An 11,388-nucleotide genomic window follows, 5' to 3' on the forward strand; every position below is an offset into this window, starting at 1 on the left:
ACGATTACCACGCCGTCGAGGCGCCGGCGGTGAAGCGGTTCATGGAGCGCCTGACCCGGCAGGCGCCGGAAAATGTTGCTTTCGTCATCGGCTCACGCAGCCTGCCCGACCTGCAGCTCGGCAAGCTCCGGGTGCTTGGCGACGTTTTCGAAATCGGCCCCGACGATCTGCGTTTCGCCTCGTCCGAGGCCGAAGCTTTCTTCAACGACAAGCTGGGCCTGAGCGTCAGCAGCGGCACGGTGGAGACCTTGTGCTCGCGCGCCGAAGGATGGGCCGCCGGCCTGCAACTGGCCTCTTTGTCACTGAGTGCCGCGCATGCACCGGAAACCGTCATCGGCAATTTTACCGGCGCCAACCGAAACGTCGCCGACTTCCTGATGGGCGAAGTGTTCCTGGAACTGCCGCCGGCGATCGCAAAATTCCTGCTCTACAGCTCGATCTTCGAACGCTTCAGCGCCGAGGCCTGCCGGGCGGTGATGCGCGCGGCCGACGCCGAAGCGGCGATCACCGAGATCGAGACGCGCAACCTGTTCCTGGTGCCGCTCGACGAAGAGCGGCGCTGGTTCCGCTTCCATCATCTGTTCCGCGATTTCCTCAGCCGCGAAATGGAACGGCGCGAACCGGAGATGATCGCGCCGCTGCATCTGGCGGCCGCCGAATGGTTCGGCGAGCGCAAGATGCTGACAGAGGCGATCGGGCACGCGCTGGCCGCCGGCGACCAGGCCCGCGCGGCGGTGTTCGTGGAGAACAATGCGCTCGACCTCATCGCCCAGTGCCAGCTTCTCTACGTGCGCCAACTGCTGGCACTGCTGCCGAGGAAGCTGATCGACCAGCGCATTCGGCTGCAACTGGTCGTGCTGTGGTTGGCGGTGCACAGCAGCCAGCCGGAGATTGCCCAACAGACGCTGAGCAATGCGCGCAAGTTGGTCGAGACCGGACCGACCGACAGCAACGACCCAGGCACGATGACCGGCACAACGATCGAGGCTGAGCTCGTGGTTCTCGCCGCCGCCGTTCACAGCACGCTGGAGCAGTTCGATCAGGCGCGCGACACAGCCCTTGCGGCCCTGCGCGTCATCGCGCCCGATGCCTGGTTCATGGAGGGCGCTACCGCCAATGTCATTGGCTACAACCTCTATGCGCTGGGTGACCTCGACGGCGCACGCGCCGCCATCGATGCGGCACGCCGGGCGCATGAGCGAAGCGGCAGCCTGCTCGGCGTCACCATTGCCAATTGCTACATGGCCGTGATCGAGCGTTCGGCGGGCCGCTTGCCCGCCGCCGAGCGGCTGCTGCGCAACGCGATCATCGAGGCTCGGGCGCGGATCGGTGCAAACTCCTATGCCGAGGCCCTGGCCGGCACGCTGCTTGCGGAACTTGCCTATGAGACCAATGCGTCGGGCGAAGCGCTGACCCTGGTCGAGAATCTCGGACCGCAGATCGAAGGCGCGGCAGTCATTGTCTATCCTCTGGCCAGCGTGCCGACCTATGCCCGCGTGCTGCAGCTGACCGGTCGCACCGAAGCGGCACTGGATATGCTTGAGCGCGTCTATCAACGCGTACATGGCACGGTGTATCGCCGCCTGGCATCGATGATCGTGCATGACCGCATACGTGTGCTGCTCGACCAGAACCGTATTGCCGAGGCGCGTGCGCTGCTGGCCGAGCATCGGGGCGAAGGGACCGAGGCTTCGGTGGTCATCACTACCGCCAACGAGTTCGAGTTCTTTGCCGAGGGCCGCCTGCTGACGGCCGAGAAATCCTATGCCGCTGCCGCGGGGGTTTTCGACGCGCTGCTCGAGCGCACGAAAGACAGCGGGCGCATGCGCCGCCATATATTGGCGCTGATCCTGCGCGCCAAAGCGGCCAGCGCTGCCCACGACCAACGCGAGGCCGACCGCAATCTCCTCAATGCGTTGCGTCTCGCCCAACCATCCGGCTTCATCCGCTCTTTCGTCGACGAGGGAAGGCCTGTTGTCGAAGGGTTGATGCGGCTGCGCGCGGCCCAGGCGAAGACCGATCCCGCACTGTCAGCCTATGCGTCGCGCATCATCGATGCCGCGCAGGCGATGCCTGTCGCGACGCGCAAGCTGGCCGCACCAGCCGCCGAGAAGGAACAGCTCACCCAGCGCGAGGCCGAACTGCTGCGCTATCTCACCGAGGGCATGTCCAACCGCGATATCGCCTTGGCGTTGTCGGTGAGCGAGACCACGGTGAAATGGCATCTGAAGAACATTTTCGGCAAGCTCGCGGTGACCAACCGGGTGCAGGCGGTGCGCGCTGCGCAAGGATCTGCAGGCGCCCATACCCCTCCGAAAGGAGGGGCATAGATAAGAGGCGCGACCCCACTTTCGGGTCGGGCCATCTGATCGTTAGCCTGCTAGCGTCACCTGGTTTTCAGAGGACGCTGCGGATGGCGACAGGCTACGTTTTTCACGAACAGCTGATGTGGCATGACACCGGCTCCAGCGCCGACATGATGCCGCCCGGCCGTTTCGTGGAACCCGGCCGGCATCTGGAATCCCCTGGCTCCAAGCGCCGGCTGAACAACCTCATCCAGGTCAGCGGCCTGTCGCGGCATCTGGTGCCGATCATCCCCGAGCCGGTCTCGGTCGACGACCTGTTGCGCGTGCACACGCAACGCCATGTCGACGATATTCGCATGCTCAGCGAACGCGGCTCCGGTTTCGCCGGGCCGCAGGCGCCGATCGGCCTCAACAGTTTTGACATCGCGCTGCTGTCGGCCGGCACCACCTATGCCGCGATGCGCGCCGTGCTGACGGGCCGCGTCGACAATGCCTATGCGCTGGCGCGGCCGCCGGGACACCATGCCGAGCCCGACCAGGCGATGGGCAACTGCCTGTTCTCCAACATTGGCGTCGCTGTCCGCCGGCTGCAGCATGAAGGCCTGCTCGGGCGCGCGGCGATAGTCGACTGGGATGTGCATCACGGCAACGGCACCGAGACGGTGTTCTATTCCGACCCGTCGGTTCTGACCATTTCCGTGCACCAGGACAATCTCTATCCGACCGGGCGCGGTGCGCTGGCCGACAACGGGAAAGATGCCGGCGAGGGCTTTAACATCAACATCCCGCTGCCGGCCGGCAGCGGAACCGGTGCTTATGAAGCGACTTTCGACCGCGTTGTCGCGCCGGCACTGCGCGCCTACAGGCCGGACCTCGTCATCGTCGCCTCCGGCTTCGATGCGTCCGGCTTCGATCCACTCGGCCGCATGATGCTCAACAGCGAATGCTTCAGGCGTCTTGCCGCGCGCATGGTTGCGCTGGCCGCCGAGACCTCGCAAGGGCGCCTGATGATGACCCATGAAGGCGGCTACTCCGAGGGCTATGTGCCGTTCTGCGGCCATGCCGTCATCGAGACGCTAGCCAATCACCGTACCGAAGTGGTCGACCCTTTGTCGGACCATATCGACGAATGGGCCGGGCAAGACCTGCAGCTTCATCAGGCCGCGGTGATCGATGCCGCCGAAGGCCTGCTCGCCGGCCTGCGCCAACGTCTCGCCAGTGCGGCCTGACGCGATGGATTTTGTCATCACCACGCTGCTCAATGCGCTGACGCTGATCAGTATCCTGATGCTGGTCGGGCTCGGGCTGGCGATCAGCTTCGGCCTGATGAACGTGACCAATTTGGCACATGGCGAGTTCGTCACCGTCGGCGCCTTCGCGGTCTATTTCGTCCAGAGCATGGGTGGCTCGTTCTGGCTAGGGCTGGCGGCTGCCCCCATCGCCGGCGCGGTGATCGGCTGCATCCTCGAATTCGCCATCATCCGCCATCTCTATTCCAGGCCGGTCTCAACTGTGCTTGCCACCTGGGGCGTCAGCCTGATCCTGCAGCAAGGGCTGGAACTGATCTTCGGTCTCGGCGCCAAGCCGGTGACGCCGCCTATCGAAGGCACGCTCGACCTCTTCTTCACCGTCTACCCGGCCTATCGGCTGATCCTGATCGGCATCGCCATGCTGACCTTGCTCGGCGTCATCCTGCTGATCAGCCGCACGTCCTTCGGTCTCGACATCCGCACCGTCATCCAGAACCGCGAAATGGCCGAGGGCGTCGGCATCAACACGCGGCGCACCTACGCCATCGCCTTCACCTTCGGCGCGGCCATCGCCGGGCTCGCCGGCGGACTGGTCGCGCCGCTGGCGATCGTGCTGCCGCAGATGGGGGTGAACTATCTCGCCAACGCCTTCTTCGTCGTCATTGTCGGCGGCGTCGGCTCGATCGGCGGCCTCGTCGCCGGCAGCGTCTTCGTCGGCGGGCTGACCAGCATCCTCAATTATCAGATCTCGCCGTCGCTGGCGCAGGCGGTCGTGCTGCTGGCGGCCATCGTCGCTGTCCGGCTTCGGCCCAACGGCCTGTTCAACGGAGCGTCGCGATGATCGCCCGCGACCGCAACTGGCTGCTGATCTTCGCCGCCTGCGTGGCGCTCGCGATCATCTATCCGTTCTTTGTCGGCGGGTATCAGCTGACCGTGATCCGCGACGCGCTGATCTTCGGCCTGTTCGCCGCGAGCCTCGACTTCTTCTGGGGCCGCACCGGAATCCTGTGTTTCGGCCACGCTGCGTTTTTCGGCATCGGCGGCTACATCATGGCGCTGATCACGCTCAACGATGCGATCTCCTTCGCCAGCCTGCTTGGCATCATCGGTGCGGTGGCCGGTGCGGCCTTGGTCTCCGCCATCATCGGCTACTTCCTGTTTTTCGGCGGCATCCGTGGCAGCTATTTCACTATCGTCACGCTGGCCATGGGCGTCATCTGCCAGCAGGCGGCGGTCTCCTGGAGCTCGGTCACCGGCGGCGACAGCGGGCTGATCGGCATTCCGCCGATTGCCTTCGATGTCGGCGGGCTGCACGTCGATCTCAGCCAGGACCTGCCCAGCTACATCTTCGTCTCGGCCATCGTCGCGGTGACCGTGCTGGCGCTGTGGTCGATCAGCCGTGGCCGCTGGGGTACGGTGCTGACCGCCATACAGGACAATGAAGTCCGGGCAGCAGCGCTCGGCCACAATGCGCCGTTGCGGCTGCTCGTCACCTTCGTCCTGTCGGCGGCGATCGCCGGCCTTGCCGGCGCGCTCTATGTCTGCATGGCGGGGTTGGTGGCACCGGATTTGTCCGGACTGCTTCTGTCGACGGAAGTCATCGTCTGGGTGGCGGTCGGCGGGCGCGGCACGCTGCTGGGGCCGGTGCTCGGCGCCATCTTCATCCAGCGTGCGCAGCAGACGATCAGCAGTTTCAACCCGAGCCTGTGGCCGCTATTGCTCGGCTGTGTCTTCGTCATCATCGTCTTCGTCCTGCCGGACGGCATCCTGTCGATCTACGCGCGACTGAAAGCCCTGTTCAAAGGCGGGAGGCGCGCACAATGAGCGACATCCTGCTCCAGGCCGAAAATGTCGGCATCCGCTTTGGCGGGCTGCAGGCGCTGGAGGCCCTGAACCTCACTGTACGCGACAAGGAACTCTGCTGCATCATCGGCCCGAACGGCGCCGGCAAAAGCACCTTCCTCAATGTGTTGACCGGTACGCTGCGCCCGACCAGCGGCAGCGTGCGCTTCCTCGGCCACGACATAGCCGGCCTGCCGCTGCATCGCATCGCCCGGCTCGGCATCGCGCGCAAGTTCCAGATCCCGTCCGTCTTCCCGAGCCTCTCGGTGGAAGACAATGTGAAGGTCGCCCGCTGGGGGGCGCCCTCGCCTGTGCGCCCGGTTGGCGAATTGCTGGAATTGGTCGCGCTGAGCAATCGCGCCGCCACACCGGCCGGCGAACTCGCGCATGGCCAGAAGCAATGGCTGGAGATCGGCATGGCGCTGGCAATCGAGCCGCGGTTGCTTTTGCTCGACGAACCCACCGCCGGCATGACGCCGCAGGAGACGCTGACGACGGCCGATATGCTGCTGCGCCTAAAGGGCGAGTTCTCGATCGTCGCCGTCGAACACGATATCCGCTTCGTACGGGCGCTGAACTGCGAGACGCTGGTGCTGCATCAGGGACGCCGCCTGCGCAGCGGTCCTTTCCACGACGTCGAGACCGACGAGATGGTCCGCGACGTCTATCTGGGGAGGCGCTGATCATGCTGCGGACAATGGCGGTGTCAGCCGGCTACGGCCCGCTCCCGGTGCTGAACGGCATCGACCTCAGTGTCGCGCCGGGCGAAGTCGTCGGCCTGCTCGGCCGTAACGGCGCCGGCAAGACGACGCTGCTGCGCGTCATCGCCGGCGGCTTGCGGGCGAGCGGTGGCGCCGTGGTTCTCGGTGAAAAGGACCTCACGAACGCGCCAGCTTTCCGCCGCGCGCGGGCAGGCATCGCGCATGTGCCGCAGGGGCGCGGGATCTTCAACCAGCTGACGGTGCGGCAAAACCTGGAGGTCGGTACCCGCGCTGCCAAGGACCGTGGCGACGGCGGCATTCCGGTCGACATCTTCGGCTATTTTCCGATCCTGCGCGAGCGCGAAGCGCAGGTCGCCGGCACGCTTTCGGGCGGCCAGCAGCAGATGCTGGCGATCGGCCGCGCGCTCTGCGGCCTGCCGTCGGTGCTGCTGCTCGATGAGCCTTCGGAAGGCATACAGCCGAACATCGTGCAGTCGATCGCCGAGCTGGTGCCGCGCATCGCGCGCGAACGCAGCATCGCGATCGTGCTGGTCGAGCAGAATCTCGATCTCGTTCTCAAGGCATCGGACCGCTGCCTGGTGATGGAGAAGGGCAGGATCGTCCATGAAGGCGCGCCGGAGGCGTTCGCCGACGAGACCCTGCTGAAGGATCTGTTGGCCCTATAGGGCGCCTGAAGCGCGCCTGGGAGCTTGTTGACTTGTAAGGCGTGCATGGGGCGCGCCTGGGACTGGAAGGGAACACAACAATGATAAGCAGAAGAACTGTCTTGAAATCCGGCGGCGCCGCGGCCGCTTTCGCCATGGTCGGTGCGCCGTCGGTCCTGCGCGCCGCCGACACCGTCAAGGTCGGCCTGTCGATCCCGATCACCGGGCTGCAGGCGATCCTCGGCGAGACGCTGCTCAATTGCTACAAGCTCGCCGCCGCCGAACTGAACGCCGCCAATGGCATTGGCGGGCGCCAGGTCGAGTTGTTCATCGAGGACAACCAGACCACGACCAAGGGTTCCATCGACAAGGCGCGCAAGCTCATCAACGAAGACAAGGTCGACGTGGTCATGGGCACGATCATTTCGCCGGAGCGAAGTGCTACGCTGTCGGTGACCTCGAAGGCCAAGAAGCTGTTCTTCTACCCAACCAATTTCGAGGGCGGCGAATGCAACCGCTACTTCGTCGCCACCGGCCCGATCCCGATGCAGCAGGTCGACCCGATGATGCCGTGGGTGGCCGAGACCCTCGGCAAGACCATCTACGTCATGGCCTCCGACTATGCCTGGCCGCAGAAGATGACCGAGGCGATCACGGCGGCTTACGAAAAGGCCGGCGGCAAGATCATCGGCGCCGACTACTATCCGTTCGGCACCACGGATTTCGGCCCGGCCTTCCAGAAGATCAAGTCGCTGAAGCCCGATGTCGTCTGGTCGATGGTGGTCGGCAACGACGCCGTCACCCAGCTCAAGCAGTATCGCAGCTTCGATATCAAGCAGCCGCTGATCGCACCGCTCGACGAGGTCTTCAACAAGGACGCGCTGCCGCCCGGCGTCGCGGCCGGCACCTACGCACCGCAGCCTTACTGGATGGCGCTCGACAATCCGGTCAACAAGAAGTTCATCGCGAGCTTCCGCGAGAAGTTCGGCAAGGAGAAAATGGTCAACGGCATCGGCGAGGCCGGCTACAACGGCCTGCATCTCTACGCCCTGGCCGCCGAGAAGGCCGGATCGCTGAAGGACGATGATGTGCTCAAGGCGCTGCCGACGATCGAGTTCGACGCGCCGCAAGGCAAGATCCGGGTCGATGCCAGCAACAACCACACGCTCTGCCATTCCTATGTCGGCAAGGCGGCCGCAGACGGCATCAGCTATGAAATCGCCAAGGATTTCGGCACCATCGCGCCGGTCACGCCTTACTGCAAGCTGTAGGAGCTCCGGCAACGGCTCCAGGCAATCCTGACGGCGGCTTTGCCGCCGTCAGCTCGCTTGCGGCGCCGGCAGCCGTTCGCGCAATTCGTCGACGAGCACCCTGGTGTTTTCGGAATAGTCGATGGGCACGACGACGAGGTGCACGCCGCCGCCGGTGAAGGCCTGTTCCAGCGCCGGCCGCAAGTCGGCGATCTCCGTAACCCTGGTCCCCCTGGCGCCATAGGCCTCGGCATATCTGACGAAATCGGGATTGCCGAAGGTCATGCCGAAATCCGGGAATTCGTCGACCGCCTGCTTCCAGCGGATCATGCCATAGGCATGGTCTTCGAGCAGCAGAACGACGAGGTTGAGCTTGAGCCTGACGGCGGTCTCCAGTTCCTGGCTGTTCATCATGAAGCCGCCGTCGCCACAGATGGCCATGACACGGCGCTGCGGATAGAGCAGTGCCGCCATCATCGCCGACGGCAGGCCCGCGCCCATGGTGGCCAGCGCATTGTCGAGCAGGATCGTGTTTGCCATGCGGGTGCGGTAGTTGCGCGCGAACCAGATCTTGTACATGCCGTTGTCAAGGGCAAGAATCCCATCCGCCGGCATCACGGCGCGGACATCGTGCACGATGCGCTGCGGTGTGAAGCGATCTTCGGTGGCGCGCGCGGCGATTCGGCTCAGAATGCCTTCCCGCAGCGGCAGCAAGGCCTGTGCATTGGGGATCTTGCCCTCGATGCGGTCGGCCAGCAGCGCCAGCGAAGGACCGAGGTCGCCGACGATTTCGGCTTGCGGGAAATAGACCTGCTCGACATCGGCTGAATGATAGCCGACATGAATGACCTTCGGCCCCTTCGCCCCCATGATGAAGGGCGGCTTCTCTACCGTGTCGTGACCGACGGTGATGATCAGATCGGCCTGTTCGATGGCCTCGTGCACATAGTCGCGCTCCGAAAGGGCTGCCGTTCCCATATAGAGCTCCGTGCCGCCAGGCACGGTGCCCTTGCCCATCTGCGTGGTGAAATAGGGAATTTGCGTCCGCAGCACGAACTGGGCGACATCGGGAGTCACGCGCGGTCGCGACGCCGCCGCACCAAACATCAGCAGCGGACGCCTGGCTTCCGTGATCATACGGGCGGCGCGATCAAGCGCGCCCGGGCTGGCCAGCGGCAGTTCGACCGGATGCGTTGGCACGAGTGCTACCGGTTCACACTCGGCCGCCGCAATGTCTTCCGGCAATTCAAGATGTACGGGGCCGGGACGCTCTTCCTGGGCGACACGGAAACCTTCGCGAACCAACGAGGGGATCATCTTCGGCGAGACGATCTGACGCGACAGCTTGGTCAGCGGCTTCATCGCCGCGACGATGTCGACGATCTGGAAGCGCGCCTGCCGGGATGACAGGATGCCTTTCTGGCCGGTGATCATGATCATCGGCATCGCGCCGAGCAGCGCATAGGCCGAACCGGTCGAAAGGTTGAGCGCGCCCGGGCCAAGCGTGGTGATGCACACACCCGGCTTGCCGGTAAGCCTGCCATAGGTGGCGGCCATGAAAGCGGCTGCCTGCTCGTGGCGGGTCAGGATCAGCTGGATCGAGGAGCGGCGGATGGATTCGACGATATCGAGATTTTCTTCGCCCGGAATGCCGAAAATCCGCTCGACCCCTTCGTTCTCGAGGGCCGCGACGAACAGATCCGAACCTTTGGTCATGACCACCTCTCCCGCAACATTCCGTCGGCCACCTTCATATGGCATCGGAACGCGACGCCTCAAAGAGGCATCTTCGGCTGCGGGTCAGAGGCGCGTGTTGCAGCTCGCCGCTTTCGGCGAGGCGAAAAGTTCCTTCGGTGCAGACCATTGGCTGATCGGTGCGCCGCGCGTGCCGGTGATCAGCGAACGCAGTTCTGACAGATAGGTCTGCACGAAGAACGAGGTCTGGCTTTCCAGCGGCGTATAGGGACCCGGCCGGTAGGCGCGCGACATGATGCCGTTGGCATTGTCCTCGGTGATCTTCTTGTCCTGCACGGTGGTGACGTCCCACATCCAGCTGATCGCATCGGCGTCGACGTCGTTATCGGCATCCTTGTCGACGAGCCATGTCAGGATGACGTCTGTTTCCATGGCGTTGCGCGGTATCATCTGGAACAGCGTGACATAATCATTGGCAGCACTTGCAAACGACAGGCGTCCGAGGCGGAAGCCGCTTTCGCCACCATCATAGGCGTGACGGCCGCCCATCAGGCATGAGACCCCCTCGCCCGTATTGGACAGCGTGTTGCGGCCGGATCCGATCGGCTTGCGGTGCATGGCAAACGGCATCGTGTCGAGGTCGCCAGCCTGCCACGCGCCCTTGTGGAACTCGGCATCGCCGATGACGCTGTGCCAGGCCTCGATTTCATTCTGCCACTCGACCGCCTTGTCGGCGTCGCGGGTCGCGGTCACTTTGACATGGCCGTTGACGCGGTAATATTCGGGGTGGGCCGGCCGGCAGTGATAGCATTCGAGGAAGTTCTCGAGCACCAGCTTCCAGTTCGCCTTGGTGAGATAGTTCTTGCGCGCGACGATGCGTGCACGGTCAAGGCCGTTTTCGCGCAAGCCGCCGGTCAGCCCGTCCGCGACAGGCTGGATGTCGGGCAGCGAATTGGCATCGAGGCCGCAGAACACGAGGCCGCCGAAATGCTTGCAGGGCACGCGGTGCAGTCCCAGCGCATCCGGATTGACGCTTTCCGGTAGATCCTGCCGTGACTGCAACTCGCCGGTCAGCCTGAACGACCAGGCATGGTAGGGGCAGACCAGAAGCTTGCCGCGACCATCCTTGGCGCAGAGCCGCGAGCCGCGATGGGTGCAGATATTGTAGTAGGCCGCGATGTCCTCCTCGCCATCGCCGAAGCGCACGACGATGATCTCCTCGTCGAAAAGCTGGCGCACGATGTAGCGGCCCTTTTCTGGGACCTCGCTGGCATGGGCGACAAGCATCCATTGGCGCGGAAACCACAAATCCCGTTCCAGCGCGAAGATGGCAGGGTCCGCGTAGAAGGCCTGTTCCAGCGACCAGTCCGGACGTTGCCGGTCGATCAGCCTGACGGTCTCGCTTCTGTCGATAGGCTGGCTGTTCGATGTGTAGGCCTGCACGGCAAACACCTTTCTGCTCGCTGGCGTTCGAATGACGTTTCGATAGAGTGTGCGATGCGGAAAGGCTTGCAGCAAATACAGAAATGATAGACCTTCATATCGAAAAGGCATGAAAGCAGGTTTGGATCGTGAAAACCCTCAAGACATCGCTTCCCCTGCTGAACGCCATGGTCGTCTTCGAGGCTGCCGTCAGGCATGGCGGGCTGACGCTGGCCGCACAGGAGCTCAACCTGTCT

Annotated in this window: 9 protein-coding genes; 7 read left to right on the forward strand and 2 right to left on the reverse strand. The window is 64.1% G+C overall.

The genetic code is table 11. The features are described 5' to 3' along the window. From EN914_RS09590 to EN914_RS09620, 7 genes are all read left to right on the forward strand, one after another. A partial coding sequence (locus EN914_RS09590; RefSeq protein ID WP_127389062.1) for a LuxR C-terminal-related transcriptional regulator occupies window positions 1-2,330 on the forward strand: 2,330 nt, incomplete at its 5' end. An 83-nt stretch (window positions 2,331-2,413) separates the two neighbouring features. Further along, on the forward strand, window positions 2,414-3,535 hold the full coding sequence (locus tag EN914_RS09595) for a class II histone deacetylase (protein ID WP_013532992.1): 1,122 nt from the start codon (window positions 2,414-2,416) through the stop codon (window positions 3,533-3,535). A gap of 4 nt (window positions 3,536-3,539) precedes the next feature. Further along, window positions 3,540-4,397, forward strand: a complete 858-nt coding sequence (gene urtB, locus EN914_RS09600) for an urea ABC transporter permease subunit UrtB (RefSeq protein WP_013532993.1) — start codon at window positions 3,540-3,542, stop codon at window positions 4,395-4,397. After that, window positions 4,394-5,380, forward strand: a complete 987-nt coding sequence (locus EN914_RS09605; RefSeq protein ID WP_024502520.1) for a branched-chain amino acid ABC transporter permease — start codon at window positions 4,394-4,396, stop codon at window positions 5,378-5,380. The genes urtB and EN914_RS09605 overlap by 4 nt, the downstream gene beginning before the upstream one ends. Next, on the forward strand, window positions 5,377-6,081 hold the full coding sequence (locus EN914_RS09610) for an ATP-binding cassette domain-containing protein (RefSeq protein WP_024502519.1): 705 nt from the start codon (window positions 5,377-5,379) through the stop codon (window positions 6,079-6,081). The genes EN914_RS09605 and EN914_RS09610 overlap by 4 nt, the downstream gene beginning before the upstream one ends. Before the next feature lie 2 nt (window positions 6,082-6,083). Continuing rightward, a complete protein-coding gene (locus EN914_RS09615) occupies window positions 6,084-6,785 on the forward strand; it encodes an ABC transporter ATP-binding protein (protein ID WP_024502518.1) in 702 nt (233 codons plus the stop codon). A 101-nt stretch (window positions 6,786-6,886) separates the two neighbouring features. Then, entirely contained in the window at window positions 6,887-8,035 is a 1,149-nt protein-coding gene (locus tag EN914_RS09620; protein ID WP_245265311.1) for a substrate-binding protein, read from the forward strand. A gap of 48 nt (window positions 8,036-8,083) precedes the next feature. Here EN914_RS09620 and EN914_RS09625 read toward each other — a convergent pair whose 3' ends face one another. Then, window positions 8,084-9,730 carry an acetolactate synthase large subunit gene (locus EN914_RS09625; RefSeq protein ID WP_127389063.1) on the reverse strand — a complete coding sequence of 549 codons (1,647 nt, stop codon included), beginning with the start codon at window positions 9,728-9,730 and terminating at the stop codon, window positions 8,084-8,086. Between the two features lie 84 nt (window positions 9,731-9,814). Next, window positions 9,815-11,152: an SRPBCC family protein gene (locus EN914_RS09630; RefSeq protein ID WP_164752938.1), complete on the reverse strand. Its 1,338-nt coding sequence runs from the start codon at window positions 11,150-11,152 to the stop codon at window positions 9,815-9,817. Window positions 11,153-11,388: the final 236 nt, after the last annotated feature.

The organism is Mesorhizobium sp. M7A.F.Ca.CA.001.08.2.1, from assembly GCF_003998455.1.
In the GTDB taxonomy this organism is placed as follows: domain Bacteria; phylum Pseudomonadota; class Alphaproteobacteria; order Rhizobiales; family Rhizobiaceae; genus Mesorhizobium; species Mesorhizobium ciceri.

What these genes read in the sequence shown, in the direction of transcription:
- EN914_RS09595 (WP_013532992.1), top strand. Translation starts at nt 2,414, where the DNA reads ATGGCGACAGGCTACGTTTTTCACGAACAGCTGATGTGGCATGACACC.
- EN914_RS09605 (WP_024502520.1), top strand. Translation starts at nt 4,394, where the DNA reads ATGATCGCCCGCGACCGCAACTGGCTGCTGATCTTCGCCGCCTGCGTG.
- EN914_RS09625 (WP_127389063.1), bottom strand. Translation starts at nt 9,730, where the DNA reads ATGACCAAAGGTTCGGATCTGTTCGTCGCGGCCCTCGAGAACGAAGGG.
- EN914_RS09615 (WP_024502518.1), top strand. Translation starts at nt 6,084, where the DNA reads ATGCTGCGGACAATGGCGGTGTCAGCCGGCTACGGCCCGCTCCCGGTG.
- EN914_RS09610 (WP_024502519.1), top strand. Translation starts at nt 5,377, where the DNA reads ATGAGCGACATCCTGCTCCAGGCCGAAAATGTCGGCATCCGCTTTGGC.
- urtB (WP_013532993.1), top strand. Translation starts at nt 3,540, where the DNA reads ATGGATTTTGTCATCACCACGCTGCTCAATGCGCTGACGCTGATCAGT.